We start from the raw sequence: 16,262 nt of genomic DNA, 5'->3' as shown, positions 1-16,262 counted from the left end.
CCGGTTTGGTATGGGCGGTTTTACCGATATAGGGAGGATATTACAGATAGTTGGTGAACCAGCCCCTAAAATAATTGTGGTTGATTTACTGGAAACAATCTTAGTAAATTAACACAAGTAAAAGTAGGGCTAGTTTCAATAGAATTCTTGCACTCATTCGCCAAAAATCAGACAATTATCTGCGTTCATCTGCGTTTATCTGCCTTACATCTGCGGTTTTCTTATCAATCAAATATCTGTGGCATCTTGTCTAGTGTTCGGAACTCGCTACACAATGTAAGGAGAATCGATCGCCTTTGCCCGATTAATCGCCACCAAAGTCTGGTAAATCAAAACCGAAATCTCACCGCGGGTAATATCCCGAAGCGGCGAAAGCCAATCGCGGGAAGGATAATTAACTACAATCTTCAAAGCAGTTGCTGCGGCGATCGCACTCAAAGCATAATTAGGAATTTGAGAACGATCGGTGTAAACTTTCAAAGAATCAGGATTGCCACCCTTAAGTTCCAAACCGTTAACCAAAGACACGATCGCATCAGCCTTAGTCAAATTCTGATTCGGGCCGAACTTCAACCCCGGAAACCCCGCCAAAAACCCCCCCCGATTAGCCCGTTCGATCGCACTTCTCGCCCAAAAACTAGCAGAAACATCAATAAAATTTGTAGCCGACACCCTCGGAATCGGACTAAACGCACTCACCAACAGCGCCGCATATTGAGCGCGGTTTAAACTATCATCAGGCCGAAAAGAACCGTCAGGAAAACCGCTAATTATATTCGCCGCCGCCAAAGCTTCAATAAACTTCTGTGCCCAATGTCCAGTAATATCGCTGAACACCAAACCCCCGATATTCGGATTGCCGCCGCCCTTTCTAACCGCAGCTTGCACAGCTTTAAAAGCATTCACTTTCCCGTAACCAAACCAATCGCTGCGGCCGCTGTTAGGATCGTAATTTCCCATGCGATTCCCTAACTGGGGATCGGGATCGGGATCGACAATTTTCTCAGCAGTTTGTTCGAGAATTCCCCGCACTTCCCGCGCCGTCAAACGGGGGTTAGCCGAAAGTATCAACCCTGCAACGCCAGCGACTACTGGAGTGGCGCTGGAAGTACCGCCAAAAGTATCAGTGTAGTCCCCCCAATCGTAGCCCCGATCGCCCACTCGATCGGCAGTAAACACCCCCAAACCGGGCAAATACTGCGTCACCTCCGGCGGCGTGCCGATAAATCCGGTTTCTGGCAACCAAGTTCCCGGCGGCGCGTTGTTGCTGGGGGCGCAAACCGAGATGCTGGTGCCCCAATTGCTGTAAGCTGCTTTTTTGTTGAGGGAAGTGGAAGCGCTGACGGCAATTACGTCTGGGTGAACGGCAAATCCTGCCAGCCATCTAGTTTGACCCTCCACGACGTTGTTGGGCCAGCCTTTCTCGTTAACAGTACCGTTGACTGGGCGGTTGGCATTGCCGGCTGCGAACAGAATAACGCAGCCTCTGCCGCCCCGCCCTTGGGTTGCTGCTTTGGTGATGACCGCACTCTGCCGCAGGGAAAGGGGATAGTAAACTGCCCCAGGCCCCCAACTGCAAGAAATGACAGCGGCCCCTTTTTCGATCGCCCAATTAAACATTTTTTCGACAGAATCGTCATCGAGAAAACCCGTGGTACGGATGGGCATCAGGGCGCAGCCGGGGGCGACGCCGACAATGCCTTTGCCGTTTTCTTCTGCAACGGCGACGCCGGCACAACTTGTGCCGTGGTTGTCTGAGTCGGCGACTGGCATCGGGGAGGTGTCGCCCTCTTTGAAATCGATGGGTGAGACGATTTTGCCTTGGCCTTGAAAATCTGGGTGGGTGATGTCAACTGCATCGTCGGCGATGGCTATTACGATCGATCGAACTCCGCGAGTCAGGTTCCAAGCTGGTTCTGCATAAATTTGAGCACCGCCGACAAGTTCCTTGCCGCCTTTGTTGTTGAGATACCACTGTTTGGGATAAAGCGGATCGCGGGGCGTGTAATGCTGCTGCGTCTCTACTACAATGTTGGGTTCTGCTACGAGAACTTCTGGATATCTTGTCAGGCGGTTGGCAATTTTGACCGGGTTTTCTGTTGCTTGTTTTGTGACGAAGCAGACGAAAGTGTTGGGAATTCCTTCTACTGGTCGGACTATTTTTAAAGCTGCTGCATTGGCGATCGTCTTTCGCGATTGTTCGTCTACTTGTTCGCCAAATTGAATCGTAATTTGGTCGGTTAAATAAAAGAATGTACTGGGATTGTTGGCTGGGCAATAGACGTGGCTGGCAAAAGCTACAGCATCGCTGGCGCGGGCTGCTTGCATTGCTGCTTCTAGGTTAGAGGGCGCAACGAGATATTCTTCGAGATTACTTTGGCCGATGCGGCGGTTGAGTTTTGCCCCAGTTGTTGCAGCCCAATCGTTTGAGGCTGATGCTGTTGGTGAGGGGCGGACTGTAAAGCGATCGTCCGCTTTTGACAGCAGCAATTCATCGCCGCCGCGCTGTAAAACCACTGGCAGACTTTCTTCTGGAACTCCAATTCCTTGATAATTTTGGAGAGTGTCGGAGGTCGGTTTGTTTGGTTGTACCATCAGAAATGCTTTTGTTTAATTTCACTCCAGTCTTACTATATTCTCGATTAACAGGCAGGATGCCTGTTCCACAAAAACTGAATTTTCTTCTTGTGGGGAGTTGGGGTTTGGCTTCTAGCCCGCCCGTAAAAGGCTTATTAACAATGATTCAGCAAATCCCTCAAACTCACATCTTGCACCATTGTCAATAAGCCTTTTAGGAACAGGCTTTTCGGCCTGTTCCACAAAAGATAAATTTTCTTGTGGAACAGGCCGAAAAGCCTGTTCAGCGAGAATGGTGCAACATCCAGAATTGGCTTAGGCTGAGATTTAGCCAGCAGTTGACCGTAAGCTGTTTTTTCAATTGCGATATTCATGGTTCATTCCATTGTTGAATTAGATCGGGACTTACGCATCAAATACCAAAGAAACCGGGTTTTTTACCAGGTTTAAAGCCTCAAATGCAGTATTTAGGTAAAAAAACCCGGTTTCTGCGTCCTGGACTAAATCGCCGGGATATGTCCCACCCCCCGCGATTTCCTTGTTCAATCCAAAATCTAAAATCCAAAATCTAAAATCCAAAATCGATCGCACCCTTTGACATTTCAACAAATTTGGTTTACACTTAGCCGGTTGCGATCGCCAATGGTAAGATCGGCTCAAGCTAAATATTTTTTTAAAGCGCACAGGCGCAAAGTAATTTCATGGTATACTCTGGAACTGTTTGCTGGCTTCGCTCCACTGCCCGGATTACGATCGGGGCGATCGCAGCTTTTACCCTGTTGCAACCGCTCCAAGTCCAAGCACAACAACCTTCTGGGCCAGAGAACCAACAGCAAGTCGATCCCGCCGACGACCCCACAGACCTCAACAATCTTCGCCCTCTGACGCAAGACAGCAGCTTGCTGAGCGTCCCAGGAGGCCAGCGTTTGATGACAGAAGCCAGCAGTGCTATTTCCTCTCAGAATTACGCACTCGCTACTCAAAAGCTGCAAGAATCCCGCCAAATTTTCAATCAACTGTCCAACTTCTACCAACAACTCGGTAGCAGTTTTGCCGGAATTGACATCCGCTTGGCGGAAAGCCACCGCACCAAAGCTGTAGAAACAGCCCAAATGCGCGACGAAGCTACCTACCGGCTGGCGTTGGTACACCGGGCACAAAATAAGCCCGAACTGGCTGTGCCCCTGCTGATTCAGATTATTCGATCGCAGCAGCCAACTCGCGATTTGGGCAAGAAAGCTTACCAGCAGTTACTGGAATTGGGTTTTGTGGATTCGCCCTTTCCCCGGCCTGCCAGCAGTCAACCGAGCTCATCGAAAAAATAGTTCCACTAAAATCTAAATTACAGCCGTTTATCAGAGAAACCAATGGTTACACCGTCTCAAGTAGCAGAAATGATTAAGGCAGGGTTGCCCGACGCTAAAATACAAGTTAACGATTTGACTGGCGGTGGCGACCACTACCAGGCGAGAGTAGTCTCTGCCGCTTTTGAAGGAAAAAGCCGAGTACAGCAGCACCAACTGGTTTACGGCGCTCTCAAGCAGGCAATGGCTAGTGAAGCAATCCACGCTTTGGGCTTGGAAACCTTAACTCCCGCAGAATGGGAAGCTAAAAATCAAGTTGCTTAATTGTTGACTTGCAAGTGGTATCACAAGTTTGTGCTGGTGTCAAGAGTTGCTTGAAATACAACTGCTGGACTTACGCACAAAACCCAAAGAAACCGGGTTTTTCCACCGGAATCTATGGCTGTAACGAGAGATTTTGGTAAAAAACCCGGTTTCTGCCTCAGTCAAGGTTTAAAATTTTTCAAACAATATTAGGATCTACCATGAGTACAACAGCACATCAAAGAATTGACGAGTTGGTTAAGCAAAACAAAATCATGGTGTTTATGAAGGGCAATAAGTTAATGCCCCAGTGCGGTTTTTCTAATACTGTGGTGCAAATTCTCAATACTTTGGGAGTGCCTTACGAAACTGTTGATGTTTTGGCAGACCAGGAAATTCGTCAAGGCGTTAAAGAGTATTCCAACTGGCCGACAATTCCTCAAGTTTATATCAACGGCGAGTTTATTGGTGGCTCGGATATTATGATCGAGATGTATCAAAAGGGCGAATTGCAAGAAATTGTAGAAGTGGCTTTGGCTTCTTAAATTAGACAGAAAAAACATATCCCCGACTTCTTTAAGAAGTCAGGGATATAACAGCAATCGGGTTTTACGTTGAATTAAGTTAATTTACTTAATTACTTGTGTCCAGGCTCTGCGTTCATTTTCCGCCTCCGAAAGCGAGGCAGAGCCTCTGGACATCTGTTCCCAGACAGAGATAGCCTGGGAACCAGTTAAATTTCCAATTCCCGATGCCCTCTTTGGCCGATGCCCTCTTTGGCCAATTCCCAATTCCCAAATCATCAAGGGTTTATCAAACCGAATTTGCTATTTAATAGTAGTCTGATTCAGCCTGTGTCTGTGTCTGTGGCATCGCAAAATTGGAGGGGTCGTGAATGTAACGCGCTGCTTCTTCCTCTAGTCTGTGAATCAGATAGGGCTCCAAACTGTTGGAATGTCGCAGGGCTGCTAAATACCCGTCTAAGTAAAGCCGCAGGTCATCGAAGCGATAACCTCTGTTCCACATTTCGACGAGGGCGTCGGTGAGTTTTTGGTAGTGCCGGATTGTTTGGGTGTCTTGTAGCATGGTGTGAGTTTGAAATCCTTTGTGGTTTGTATAATGACGGCGGGATTTAGGAATGGCCTCGATTGATGCTGAGTGGCTCAGCTTGAGGCTATTTCTAAATAAAAGTTTTTACCCTGCTCAACAGGCTACCCTCCATAAAAAATTTCACTCGTGGCAATGCAGTTGCTCGACTTTGTGCGCGCACCTAGAGCATTCGCTGTGCGTTTAATGCAGTCGGGATTTTGCTGAATTTTGCGGTCTAAGTGGCTGAGTGTTCCGGCTACCGAGCGAACGGTTGGAGGAATTTTAGTTTCACTTGCGCGATTTGTCAACCTCCTGGGAGTGGGGGCTGGGTCGGGGGGATCGCTTTTGGCAGGCGGTTGGGGCATGGGATCGATCGGCTTTACACTGTCTTATTTTCATTGTAAGCTCATCGCCAAAGTGATTTAACCATTCTGCAGGCTGACCCTGCCAAATTCACTCAATCTTTAAAATTCCTACCCTAAGTATGTCCGCTGCTTTAAACGCAGCTCATGCTTGAGTAGCGATGGTTACAAAAGCTTGACAAAAGCTCTGTTAACCTTGTAGCAATTAGTGATATGGGAAGCTCGCCTCTGTGGAATCTGCAAGTATTTCAATTGTTGAAGGGAATCCGCACCTGCGATCGCTCTTGGGCTGGCATCTACAGCAAGTCGGTCACTGGGTGCACCAGTCAGCGGATATCAGTCACGCTAGGGAAATATTTTTCAGCCGCCAGCCAACCCTAGTCATTCTAGATGCCCAATTGCCCGATGGGGACGGTTTGGAATTTTGCCACTGGCTGCAACAGCAGCAGCAGTCGCTGATTTTGATGCTGTCGGCGCGGAATTCGGAATCGGATATTGTTGAAGGTTTGAAGGCGGGGGCAGACGATTACCTGACTAAACCCTTTGGGATGCAAGAGTTTATGGCGAGGGTGGAAGCTCTGATGCGCCGCAACCGCACGATGATACCGCCGGCGACGCTGGAGTGCGGGCTGCTGAAAATTGATTTGGTGCAGCGCCGAGTCAGGTTGTACGAGGAACATATTGAGCTGACTCCCCAGGAATTTAGCCTGCTGTACGTGCTGGCTCAAGCTGGAGGAGTGCCGCTGTCGCGCTCGGATTTGCTGCGTCGGGCCTGGCCTGATGCTATTGATAACCCCCGGACGATCGACACTCACGTACTCTCTCTGCGTAAAAAAATAGAAATCGACCCGCGACAGCCGAGCCTGATTCAAACTGTACGGAATGTCGGCTACCGACTGAATCTGGAGTTGTTGAATAATGCCAATCAACCGCATTCCCCAGTGCCCAGGGCGGTGCTTTCTTAGACTGCGATCGGGCTATAAGTCTGATTTTATTTGGGGAATTGATTGGCGATCGCATCGGTTTTGGCTGCCATAATAAAGTCATTGCGGTGCAGTCCAGAAATCGCGTGAGTCCACCAAGTAACGGTAACTTTCCCCCACTCGGTTAACAGTGCGGGGTGATGTCCTTCAGTTTCTGCTGCTTCGCCGACGCTGTTTGTAAAGGCGATCGCACTTTTGAAATCCGGGAATTCGTAGGTGCGTTCTATTTGGGGAATGCCATTTTTTTCGATGAAATTCCAGTCGGGAATTTGAGGTTTTAGCTGGACAATTTCGTAAGCTGTGACGCGGGGAGAGTTTGGGCGGCAGGCTGCACAGCGTTCTGTTGCTAAAGGTTCCATAAATTGCTTGTTAGCGATCGGATTATCAAAGATATTATAGACATTTCTAATGTGGATTGTTGTGGATGGGCAACTGTCATTTAGGATAGACATCTTGCACCATTTTTAATAAGCTTTTTATGGGCGGGTAGGATGCCCAACCTTACTCCCCACAAGAAATTCACTCTTTGTGGAACAGGCATCTTGCCTGTTATTGAGAATGGTACAAGGCAGACATTGCGATCGAAATCGTTCAAAAAACAGATGAGCAATCATTTAAAATTTAGGGAAATAATCGTTCACCGTGGAATCGCTTAACCGATAATATCAGGAAGGGGCGGGTTGATTTGGCTATCTCGCTGATACTGTAAACGTTGGTGAACCCGCCCCTGCAAGTGCGATCGATCAACCGATAACTTTCTTAATTAAATCCAACTTACCTAGATAGGGAGCGTACCGCCATTTTAAGTCAAGTAAAAATGACTTTTGCAGCACGCTTTTTTGATGCGAAAAAGTGTCAAAACTTGCTTTTCCGTGATATGTGCCGATGCCGCTGTCGCCAACTCCGCCAAAAGGTAAACTTGTTACTCCGACTTGCATAACTGTGTCGTTTATGCAAACTCCCCCCGAAGAAGTTTCCCGTAAAACTCGCTCTTGTTTCTCTTTATCTTTGGAGAACAAATACAAAGCTAGGGGTTTGGGGCGGGCGTTGATTTTGGCGATCGCCTCCCCGAAATCATCATACTCCAAAACTGGCAAAATCGGCCCGAAAATCTCATCCTTCATCACAGGCGCATCCCAGGAAACCTTGTCGAGAACCGTCGGTGCAATATATTTATCTTCTGGGTTTGTTTGACCGCCGACGACAACTTCTCCGTCTTTGATAAACTCTGCCAAACGTCCTAAATGATGCTGATTGATAATTCGGGAATAGTCGGGACTTTTCTGCGGATCGTCGCCGTAAAATCCGTGAATTGCTGTTTTAATTGCCTGCATCAAATCGGGTTTTACTTTTTTATCGACTAACAGGTAATCTGGAGCGATACAAGTTTGACCGGCATTGATAAATTTGCCCCACGCAATGCGTTTCGCAGTGTATTCAACTTGAATATCTGAGTCTACAATGCAAGGACTTTTGCCGCCCAATTCTAATGTCACAGGTGTCAGGTGTTTGGCGGCGGCTTCCATGATTATTCTACCGATTTTTGTGCCGCCTGTAAAGAAGATGTGGTCGAATTTTTCGGCTAATAATTGTTGGCTGATTTCGACTCCTCCTTCGACGGCGGCTATATAGGCGGGATCGAAGGTTTTAGATATCATGTCGGCGACAACTGCCGACGTGTGCGAGGCGATTTCAGAAGGTTTGAGGATGGCGCAGTTGCCTGCGGCGATCGCCCCGACCAAGGGTGATATCATTAGCTGAAATGGGTAATTCCAAGGCCCGACGATCAAAACAACGCCCAAAGGTTCTGGGTAAATGCGGGCCGATGCTGGGAATTGATCGATCGAAGCAGGCACTTTTTTCGGCTTGGCCCACGATTTAACGTTTTTGATGGCATAATTAACTTCTGCGATCGCAGCAATTTCAAAATAAGCCTCGTACTCCGGCCTGTTCAAATCAGCCTTGACAGCATCCACAATCCGTGATTGATAGGAAGCGATCGCACTTTTAAGCTTCTTGAGTTGTTCGATCCGAAAATCCACATCCTTAGTTTTCCCAGTCGCAAAAAATTGCCGCTGCCGCTGGATAATATCGCTGACGCTGATTACCATTTTTTGTCCTCCATGTCTATAAATAAATGTTACAACAGGGAAACGGAAGTTGGGTAAAGTGCGATCGGTGTTAAAGCGCAGACCTCTTGAAAAAGTCTGCGATCGGGGCTTTATGCTATAACTTATAAGGTATTAATTGTAGATGCTTAATTTGAGTTAAGTCATGAAAATATCTAAGAACGATTTTTTTTTCTATTCCTGCTGGCTGCTTTGCTTGCTTGCAGTAGCAGGATGTACCTCTAAGCCCGAAAAGCAAGTTGTCATCTGCTCGAAAGACTTTACCGAACAAGTCATCCTCGCCGAAATTTTAGCACGCCATATCGAAGCTAAAACAGATATCAAAGTAGAACGAGAACTGAATCTGGGAGGTTCGCTTTGCCATCAATCCCTAACAGCGGGTAAAATCGATTTGTACGTCGAATACACGGGTACTGCTTACGCCAACCTGCTCAAACAGAAACCGATTTCTGACCCCAAAAAAGTCCTCGATTACCTCAAACAAGAATATCCCAAACAGTTTAAAGCAGAATGGACGCAACCGCTGGGATTTAATAACAGTTTTGCGATTATTGTGCGGGGAGACGATGCCAAAAAACTCAATCTACAAACTCTCTCGCAACTTGGGAAAGCTGCACCTAACCTCCGGGCTGGTTTCGGCCCAGAATTTAACGAGAGAGAAGATGGGTTTCCCGGATTGGCTAAAACTTACGGGATTAAATTTCGAGAACAACCGAAGGAGTTGCTGTTAGGATTGCTTTACCAAGCGCTGCAACAAAAAGAAGTAGATGTGATTGCTGGCAATACGACGGACGGTTTGATTCAAAGTTTAGGTTTAGTAGTTCTCAAAGATGACAAGGGCTATTTCCCGCCCTACGAAGCAGTTCCCGTTGTGCGATCGCAAATTTTGGAAAAATACCCGGAATTGCGTTCAGTTCTCGCAGAATTGGGCGGTAAAATCTCCGAGGAAGATATGCGGAAACTCAACTATCAAGTTGACGGGGAACGGCAGGAAGCGGGACAAGTGGCCCGGGATTTTTTGCAGCAAAAGTTGGGCGACTCAAAGCCCGCACCTAGCGCAAAGTAATGGGTAGTTTCTCTCCTAAAAGTTCACTTTATAGGCGTAGCAGCTTACTTAAAATTTGGGATTAGAAATTGGTAAGTATTGGGATTTCTACGGTTTCAGCAATTTTATGAGCTAGCTTTTTAAAGTCTCCGTAAACACTTTGCACGGCCTGGATGTGAGAACCAATTGCACCATCTGCAGGTTTGAGGTGGAACATAGGTTTATGGGCTTCCTGGGCAAGCGGCATCAGACTCTGATAGTGTTTTAGCAAAGCTAAACAGTGAGGATCTTCGGCGATGGAAAGTGTGCTATTTTCCGATTCATTGAGCACAGCTTCCCGATAAATATTAGGAATCCGTGCAATCCATCGCTGATAAGCTTTCACTGGGCGGTCTAGCCGTACCGAGTGTTGCAGGACAATATAACCAACAGGTTGCATTTGACCTTGAGGAAGCTTTAAATCAGGCGCAGGATTTTTCTCTAATCTTTCTAGCCATTCTTGCCGCCAGCGTCTGAGAGTTGGGCCGAGATTTTTCAATCCTTGCAGTGAGAATAAATCCGGTGATAGAGGAACTACTACATAGTTAGCTGCAATCAAAGCGGCCCGGTTAATCGCTCCTAAATTCGGGCCGATGTCTGTCAAAACTACATCAGCTTGATGAACTGTTGCTGCTTCTTGCAAGAGTCGCCAAAAAGCAGAAATGACCCGAAAAGAACGCTCCTTGCGATCGGTGCAGCCGGGCCATTCTGCTGAGAGGTCATCTTCAAATCCAGAGAGCAATAAATCTCCTACCAAGAGTCCCAATCTTTCTTCAATGTGCTCTACTTCTGGAGTAGCAATATCACCAATTCCTCTAACTAAAGGCTGTACGCAGCGAAAAACTGTGTTAGGTCGGTTATTGCCTTCCCACAATTCTTCTAAACGTTCTTCCTCTAGAAAAGCAGCAGTCAGATTGGCTTGGGGGTCTAAATCTGCTGCTAGCACCCGCATTCCTAAATTGCGATACATCCAGGCTAAATGATATACTAGCGAAGTTTTACCGACGCCACCTTTATTATTGAAAAAAGCAATAATGGGTACTGTCACGGATGCCTCCTAATAATTACTAAAACATGAGCATCTTCGACAACAAACTCCGGTGGTGGACTGCCATTTTTTTGCAGTGAATTGCGAGCTATGGCGATACCCATTCCAAACCTTTGTACATAACCAAGATTTTTTAAGGCTTCTGCTAAGTTTGGATTGCGGTAGTCAGTGATTCCAGGCCTACCAAAATTTTGTCTGTTAACTTGTCCAAAGGGCCCCCCGGGGTTTTGAATTTCAATGCGATCGCTAAACCAGGTAATTCTTACTGGTGCATACGTCCCTTCATAGGTGCGGTGCAAGAGCGCATTTCTAGCAAGCTGTTGCAGTGCTACTAACGGGTAATCTGGCTGCTGGATTTCCACTGACTGAGCGGTAATATCAGAAGCTATTGAGATATGAGATTGCAGTATTTCATCTAACACTCTCAGCATCATAGAAAGTGGCCCGGCAATTTCTTTCTGGTCTTTAATTGGGTCGGTTAGCTCAGTTCCCTCAATTCGCAAAAATTGAATGTAAGCACCCGGTATCAATTGCCTTGGGTCTTTTCCTACTACCAATATACCTAAATTTGTTGGCTGAATTGACGGTAAACTGGTAATAAATCTTACTGATGCTAATTGGTGTTCGACGGTTCTTTGATTTTCTTCTAATATGTCACTAGGCAATGCTGAAGGTAGATATTCCTGTTGAAATAAAGTTAAATTTAAGTCATCTAGTGTCCCGGAAGGCAAAGATTGAATATCAAAAGGTAAATCTCTGGAACGCCGTTTTTCTGAGAGACGGCGCTCTTCTTCGGCTGTGGCAGTAGCGCGGCGGGGGCCCACCCGTACCCAGATTCGCCCCTCATAGCGGACAGGGGGTGCATCTGATGGTTCTACAATGACTGCTGCTAACTCGCATCCCGCAAGCGTTCGCTTTTGCACGGTTATCGCGGGAAAAGGCAGTATATTTCCATCTGAACGCATATCCGAGAGGGTTAGTAACAGTTGATCGGTGATGCTCAAATTGGCACAGCTTCCATCATCATTAACACCTATAAATAGTACCCCTGGCTGTTGGTGGTTTGGCAAGTCGTTGGCAAAAGCGCATATAGCCTGACGGAGTTTACCCCTATCGGATGTTGAGGCCTTGCGCTCTACTCGATCGGATTCAATGTCTTTGAGGAGATTTTCTAACTGACTGTCATCCATGCTTTAACTTATTTCTCGTAAATTATTCTTACTGTTTGGTAACAGCAGACTGCGGCTAGTTTGGGAATTGTTAAGAGTTTAAATAGAAAAGTTTATTTTCAATTACTACTTACCAATTTCCCGCATCAGCCGCTAAATTAAATTTCTAAGTCCCTTCACTCAGCCTCCGCAAATTCAAAATATCGCTCATCTTTTTAATTTGCATACAAGTGCGCTCGAACTGTTGTTTATCCTGGATATCCATGCACAAGTCAATTAAGGCCGGCAATCCGGGATATGTTTTGACTTGAGCGCTGCGAACGTTTACTTGGTTGTCCTTCAAATGCGATAAAACATCATTGAGAACTCCCACTCGATCGAGGGCTTCAATTTGAATATTAACCGGATAAGTATTTGGTCGAGATTCATTGCGGTTGCTGGAATTCCAACTCACGGGAACCAACCGATCCCCAGGTACGCTTTCAACATTTGAACATCGTTGTCGGTGAATCGAAATTCCGCGAGTGCGAGTCACAACTCCAATAATTGATTCCCCAGGAATCGGACAGCAACAGCCGGCTAAATGGTAGAGCAATCCCTCTACACCTGCGATCGGCGATTTGCTCGGAGATGAACTCGGTACTGGTTTCGGTGTCGTCGATGCAGGTATTAGCTGGGGCAATTCGTGGGTTGCTGCGGGAGCAGCTTCAATTTTTTGCTGCACTTTTACTAAATCTCGCAGTCGATTTACTACGAGATTTAAGGTGACTTCTCCGTAGCCTAAACCGGCGATTAAATCCTCGACGCTGTGGTAGTTGCAGCGCTGAGCCACAGACTGCATGGGTTCAGATTTTAGCAAAGATTCTAATCCGTTTTTACCTAATTCTTTTTCCAGCAATTCTCGGCCGCGAGCGAGGTTTTCATCTCGGTGCGATCGCTTCAACCACTGGCGAATTCGGTTTTTTGCTCCGTTTGTCTTGACAAAATTCAGCCAATCGGAACTCGGATGGCCGTTTTTTTGGGTCAAGATTTCTACAATATCGCCGTTCTTTAAAACCTTGTCTAGTGTTACCATTCGCCCGTTGACTCTGGCACCGGTGCAGTGATTGCCAATTTCGGTGTGAATGCGGTAAGCAAAATCTACGGGAGTTGAGCCGCTATTGAGAGCAATCACGTCTCCGTTAGGAGTAAAAACGTAGATATCTTCGTCGAATAAGTTGTCTTTAATGCTTTGTAAATATTCGCGATCGTCTTTGAGGTCGCTTTGCCATTCTAGGAGTTGCCGCAGCCAAGTAAATTTTTCGTCGTCGCCGGTGACTTTTGTGTTAGAACCGCCGGTTTCTTTGTATTTCCAGTGGGCGGCAATGCCGTATTCTGCTATGTGGTGCATTGCTACGGTGCGGATTTGCACTTCGATGGGGCGGCCGCTGGTTCCGATTACTCCCGTGTGCAAAGATTGATAGCGGTTGGCTTTTGGTAAACCGATATAATCTTTAAAGCGGCCGGGAATCGGGCGGAAAGAATCGTGGACGATCGCCAAAGCCCGATAACAGTCATCATTGGTTTCTACTATGATCCGCACCGCCGCAATATCGTACACTTGATTAAAGCCTTTTTGGCGGCGCTGCATCTTCCCATAAATTCCGTACAAATGTTTGGGACGACCGCTAACTTCATAGCATTTAATGCCTAAATTGTCAAGCCTTTCTCGCAAACTATCTGTGACTTCTGCGAGTTGAGTTTCTCGATCGACCCGCTTCACCGCCACCAATTCCTGAATTTCGCGGTAAGCTTCGGGTTCCAGGTATTTAAAGGCTAAATCTTCCAATTCCCACTTAAAGCGGCCGATACCCAAACGGTTCGCTAGGGGAGCAAAAATATCTCGGGTTTCTAGGGCAATACTGCGCTGCTTTTCTTCGGACAAATGCTCCAAAGTCCTCATGTTGTGCAGCCGATCTGCGAGTTTGACGACAATGACGCGAATATCTTTAGCCATTGCTAGGAACATTCGGCGGAAATTTTCCGCAAGGCGCTCTGTTTTGCTGGAAAAATTAAACTTAGAAAGCTTGGTGACACCTTCAACCAACTGCCGCACTTCCGCGCCGAACCGCTGTTCTATTTCTTCGAGAGTAATATCTGTATCTTCAACAATGTCGTGGAGGAAGCCGGCGGCAATCATGACGTTGTTGCCGCCCATATACCGGAGTATTCCAGCGACAGCTACCGGATGGCAAATGTAAGGTTCTCCAGATTTGCGGTATTGTCCTTCGTGCAAGTCGCGGGCAAATTCAAAGGCCCGACAAATTAAGCTGTCGTCCGTCGAACAATTCGGGTTAGGGTCGCCATCAGGCTCCGATCGAGCATTCAGGCATTCTTGCAGCCAATCGGGAACTACCGCAGGATCGATCGAAGGAGAGGGAGTCAGAGTGTTCGCGTTCATGGGGTACACCTTTAAAACTTAGAAATACAAATGGTTAAAAGCCGGTTTTCGGTTGAATTGCCGAAATTATGTGTTTAGCTATACTAAACTAATTGAATGCCACAATTTGCAATTCAAAAAAATAGTCGATTTTTCTCAAACTATACCTATCTAATTCCGAGTCGCCCCCCCTCGCAGGTAGCAAAAGATAGTGACACCACTGCCGCCGCTGCAGTCTGTCGATCGGGGAAAATCGGGTAAAATAAGCATATTTTGGCGGTAGCCGTTGAGGTTGCGGGCGATCGGCATTTACCGGCAACGCTAAACTAAAAGCAGCAGCCAGAAGGGTAGAGTCAGGGCAGCAAATCAAAAAAAGTTCTCACAAAACAGGGAATAGCTCCAAAAACGCACAGCTTCCCTCCCTATGAGCAAACTTAAGTAAGTATCTACTTTGATTATAAATACAAATTTGTTTACAAAATCATGATATTGTCCGAAGACCGCCGCCAGTGCTACCAAGAATTACAGCAAGCGCTAGAACAACTACAAAGAACTGCTGCACAGGAGAATCTGGATCGGGCCGCGCTGGCGATCGAATACACAAAAGTGCAACAATTTTTCGGAAACCAAATTATGAGAGCCGAAAGCGATGAGTTAGACGCCTCAGAAACACCCCCAGAGCAGTCCTATTTGACGGAAATTCACAAGCAACTGCGGTTATTGGGGACAGATGTCACCTTTTTGCAAGCGTCGCGCCAGCCAGCGACAGCAAAGGCGAGGCAAACTGCGGCGATCGCGCGGCTCAACACGCTAATTGGCTACTGCGGCGCGCTGCTGCAAAAAAATTCTGGTTTTTCAGGGCCCGCCTAGATACAGAATTAATAATTGAATTAACAGGGAATTAATAAGGCAAGGAGAAATAAAGCGGTGGAATGTCCAAAATGTAAACATCCCAATTTAGAAGGCGGTACCTTAGCCGGCCGTATGTCCGTGCAGTGGTGTCCAAACTGTTACGGTATCTGGATTCCAGGCAGAGAATACGAAGCTTGGCAAAAAGAGCAAAGCCAGTGGTACAACAAATCCGAGAAGCCTGATCCGACAGGGACTCTCGGCATAGAATTCACGCCGTCTCCCTACGACAGCAAAGCAGCGCTGTGTCCCGAAGACGGTCACTATCTGTCGCGGGCGAAAGTTCCTTTCAGCAGAGTGCCCTTTTACATAGAGCGCTGTATGTTGTGCGGGGGCATTTGGTGCGATAACGGCGAGTGGGACATTCTCGAAAGTCTGGGATTCCACACCGAGATTGACAAGATGTTTTCTCCGAATTGGCAAGCTAAGGCCCGCGTGCAAGAACTCGCCTCTCGGGAACGTCAAGTGCTGACTGAGAAGCTGGGGCCGGATATCGCCGGATATGTGTTGGAACTCGCGGAAGTTTTAGCAGACCATCCTCACGCAGATTGTGCCGCTACTTACATACTGCGGAGAGCTGAGTTGAAGCGAAGGGAAATTTAGTCAGTTGATGGTTGTCAGTTGTCAGTTGTCAGTTGTTAGTTGTCAGTTGTCAGTTGTCAGTTATCAGTTGCTCGGTGAATGATGTACTAATAAAAGCTTTGTTTGTAGCTATTTTTATTTGTATTTACAAACATCAGAGCAGTCTCTTGCCCATAACTAATAACTCTGAAACACTAAGAAGTAACAACTAACAGCCAGTATATTGACCATTAAATAACAAATAACAAATAACAACTGACCGCTGACTACTGACCGAAAGGCTCCAGGATACAAGCCCCCGAAT

The 16,262-nt window shown here is 46.9% G+C and carries 17 protein-coding genes; 7 read left to right on the top strand and 10 right to left on the bottom strand.

The features are described 5' to 3' along the window. Positions 1-267 precede the first annotated feature (267 nt). Together QUA50_RS16880 and QUA50_RS16875 are read right to left on the bottom strand one after the other, a co-directional pair. A complete protein-coding gene (locus QUA50_RS16880) occupies positions 268-2,595 on the bottom strand; it encodes a S8 family serine peptidase (RefSeq protein WP_333265185.1) in 2,328 nt (775 codons plus the stop codon). A 137-nt stretch (positions 2,596-2,732) separates the two neighbouring features. Beyond that, positions 2,733-2,951: a hypothetical protein gene (locus QUA50_RS16875; RefSeq protein ID WP_333265184.1), complete on the bottom strand. Its 219-nt coding sequence runs from the start codon at positions 2,949-2,951 to the stop codon at positions 2,733-2,735. A gap of 327 nt (positions 2,952-3,278) precedes the next feature. On the opposite strand from QUA50_RS16875, the gene QUA50_RS16870 reads away from it, so the two are divergent. The 3 genes from QUA50_RS16870 to grxD all read left to right on the top strand — a co-directional run bounded on the left by QUA50_RS16870 (position 3,279) and on the right by grxD (position 4,729). Next, positions 3,279-3,902 (top strand): hypothetical protein, encoded by a 624-nt coding sequence (locus QUA50_RS16870; RefSeq protein WP_333265183.1) that lies wholly within the window; start codon positions 3,279-3,281, stop codon positions 3,900-3,902. A 42-nt stretch (positions 3,903-3,944) separates the two neighbouring features. Further along, on the top strand, positions 3,945-4,205 hold the full coding sequence (locus QUA50_RS16865) for a BolA family transcriptional regulator (protein WP_333265182.1): 261 nt from the start codon (positions 3,945-3,947) through the stop codon (positions 4,203-4,205). Between the two features lie 200 nt (positions 4,206-4,405). Beyond that, positions 4,406-4,729: a Grx4 family monothiol glutaredoxin gene (grxD, locus tag QUA50_RS16860; RefSeq protein WP_333265181.1), complete on the top strand. Its 324-nt coding sequence runs from the start codon at positions 4,406-4,408 to the stop codon at positions 4,727-4,729. A 286-nt stretch (positions 4,730-5,015) separates the two neighbouring features. Here the strand turns inward: grxD and QUA50_RS16855 are convergent, their stop codons facing one another. Together QUA50_RS16855 and QUA50_RS16850 are read right to left on the bottom strand one after the other, a co-directional pair. Next, entirely contained in the window at positions 5,016-5,270 is a 255-nt protein-coding gene (locus QUA50_RS16855; RefSeq protein WP_333101986.1) for a DUF6761 family protein, read from the bottom strand. A 125-nt stretch (positions 5,271-5,395) separates the two neighbouring features. Continuing rightward, positions 5,396-5,638, bottom strand: a complete 243-nt coding sequence (locus tag QUA50_RS16850) for a hypothetical protein (protein ID WP_333265180.1) — start codon at positions 5,636-5,638, stop codon at positions 5,396-5,398. A 227-nt stretch (positions 5,639-5,865) separates the two neighbouring features. Between QUA50_RS16850 and QUA50_RS16845 the strand changes: the two genes are divergently transcribed. After that, entirely contained in the window at positions 5,866-6,600 is a 735-nt protein-coding gene (locus QUA50_RS16845; protein ID WP_333265179.1) for a response regulator transcription factor, read from the top strand. Between the two features lie 26 nt (positions 6,601-6,626). On the opposite strand, the gene QUA50_RS16840 is transcribed toward QUA50_RS16845, so the two are convergent. Together QUA50_RS16840 and QUA50_RS16835 are read right to left on the bottom strand one after the other, a co-directional pair. Further along, positions 6,627-7,070, bottom strand: coding sequence for a 4a-hydroxytetrahydrobiopterin dehydratase (locus QUA50_RS16840; RefSeq protein WP_333265178.1), 444 nt, complete (start codon positions 7,068-7,070; stop codon positions 6,627-6,629). A 291-nt stretch (positions 7,071-7,361) separates the two neighbouring features. Then, positions 7,362-8,729: an aldehyde dehydrogenase gene (locus QUA50_RS16835; protein WP_333265177.1), complete on the bottom strand. Its 1,368-nt coding sequence runs from the start codon at positions 8,727-8,729 to the stop codon at positions 7,362-7,364. A 163-nt stretch (positions 8,730-8,892) separates the two neighbouring features. On the opposite strand from QUA50_RS16835, the gene QUA50_RS16830 reads away from it, so the two are divergent. Continuing rightward, entirely contained in the window at positions 8,893-9,813 is a 921-nt protein-coding gene (locus QUA50_RS16830) for a glycine betaine ABC transporter substrate-binding protein (protein ID WP_333265176.1), read from the top strand. Positions 9,814-9,874: 61 nt separating this feature from the next. Here QUA50_RS16830 and QUA50_RS16825 read toward each other — a convergent pair whose 3' ends face one another. The 4 genes from QUA50_RS16825 to QUA50_RS16810 form a co-directional block, all read right to left on the bottom strand. Continuing rightward, a complete protein-coding gene (locus tag QUA50_RS16825; RefSeq protein ID WP_333265175.1) occupies positions 9,875-10,879 on the bottom strand; it encodes an AAA family ATPase in 1,005 nt (334 codons plus the stop codon). Then, a complete protein-coding gene (locus tag QUA50_RS16820; protein WP_333052538.1) occupies positions 10,876-12,069 on the bottom strand; it encodes an ATP-binding protein in 1,194 nt (397 codons plus the stop codon). The genes QUA50_RS16825 and QUA50_RS16820 overlap by 4 nt, the downstream gene beginning before the upstream one ends. Positions 12,070-12,214: 145 nt before the next feature. Next, the gene (locus QUA50_RS16815) at positions 12,215-14,488 is read right to left on the bottom strand and encodes a bifunctional (p)ppGpp synthetase/guanosine-3',5'-bis(diphosphate) 3'-pyrophosphohydrolase (RefSeq protein ID WP_333265174.1); all 2,274 of its coding nucleotides are present in this window, start codon (positions 14,486-14,488) and stop codon (positions 12,215-12,217) included. 88 nt (positions 14,489-14,576) lie between these two features. Next, the gene (locus QUA50_RS16810) at positions 14,577-14,837 is read right to left on the bottom strand and encodes a hypothetical protein (protein WP_333265173.1); all 261 of its coding nucleotides are present in this window, start codon (positions 14,835-14,837) and stop codon (positions 14,577-14,579) included. 113 nt (positions 14,838-14,950) lie between these two features. Here QUA50_RS16810 and patD point away from each other — a divergent pair, with 113 nt between their 5' ends. Together patD and QUA50_RS16800 are read left to right on the top strand one after the other, a co-directional pair. Beyond that, positions 14,951-15,337, top strand: a complete 387-nt coding sequence (gene patD / locus QUA50_RS16805) for a heterocyst frequency control protein PatD (RefSeq protein WP_333265172.1) — start codon at positions 14,951-14,953, stop codon at positions 15,335-15,337. 57 nt (positions 15,338-15,394) lie between these two features. Next, on the top strand, positions 15,395-15,979 hold the full coding sequence (locus QUA50_RS16800; RefSeq protein WP_333265171.1) for a zf-TFIIB domain-containing protein: 585 nt from the start codon (positions 15,395-15,397) through the stop codon (positions 15,977-15,979). The last annotated feature ends 283 nt before the right edge of the window (positions 15,980-16,262 follow it).

The sequence above is a fragment of the Microcoleus sp. M2_D5 genome (assembly GCF_036701935.1).
GTDB lineage: Bacteria > Cyanobacteriota > Cyanobacteriia > Cyanobacteriales > Microcoleaceae > Microcoleus.
This window is presented reverse-complemented; position numbering and strand designations above follow the sequence as displayed.

Excerpts from the sequence above, each read along its gene's own strand:
- QUA50_RS16880 (WP_333265185.1), bottom strand. The coding sequence starts at position 2,595 with ATGGTACAACCAAACAAACCGACCTCCGACACTCTCCAAAATTATCAA.
- QUA50_RS16875 (WP_333265184.1), bottom strand. The coding sequence starts at position 2,951 with ATGAATATCGCAATTGAAAAAACAGCTTACGGTCAACTGCTGGCTAAA.
- QUA50_RS16870 (WP_333265183.1), top strand. The coding sequence starts at position 3,279 with ATGGTATACTCTGGAACTGTTTGCTGGCTTCGCTCCACTGCCCGGATT.
- QUA50_RS16865 (WP_333265182.1), top strand. The coding sequence starts at position 3,945 with ATGGTTACACCGTCTCAAGTAGCAGAAATGATTAAGGCAGGGTTGCCC.
- grxD (WP_333265181.1), top strand. The coding sequence starts at position 4,406 with ATGAGTACAACAGCACATCAAAGAATTGACGAGTTGGTTAAGCAAAAC.
- QUA50_RS16855 (WP_333101986.1), bottom strand. The coding sequence starts at position 5,270 with ATGCTACAAGACACCCAAACAATCCGGCACTACCAAAAACTCACCGAC.
- QUA50_RS16850 (WP_333265180.1), bottom strand. The coding sequence starts at position 5,638 with ATGCCCCAACCGCCTGCCAAAAGCGATCCCCCCGACCCAGCCCCCACT.
- QUA50_RS16840 (WP_333265178.1), bottom strand. The coding sequence starts at position 7,070 with ATGTCTATCCTAAATGACAGTTGCCCATCCACAACAATCCACATTAGA.
- QUA50_RS16835 (WP_333265177.1), bottom strand. The coding sequence starts at position 8,729 with ATGGTAATCAGCGTCAGCGATATTATCCAGCGGCAGCGGCAATTTTTT.
- QUA50_RS16830 (WP_333265176.1), top strand. The coding sequence starts at position 8,893 with ATGAAAATATCTAAGAACGATTTTTTTTTCTATTCCTGCTGGCTGCTT.
- QUA50_RS16820 (WP_333052538.1), bottom strand. The coding sequence starts at position 12,069 with ATGGATGACAGTCAGTTAGAAAATCTCCTCAAAGACATTGAATCCGAT.
- QUA50_RS16815 (WP_333265174.1), bottom strand. The coding sequence starts at position 14,488 with ATGAACGCGAACACTCTGACTCCCTCTCCTTCGATCGATCCTGCGGTA.
- patD (WP_333265172.1), top strand. The coding sequence starts at position 14,951 with ATGATATTGTCCGAAGACCGCCGCCAGTGCTACCAAGAATTACAGCAA.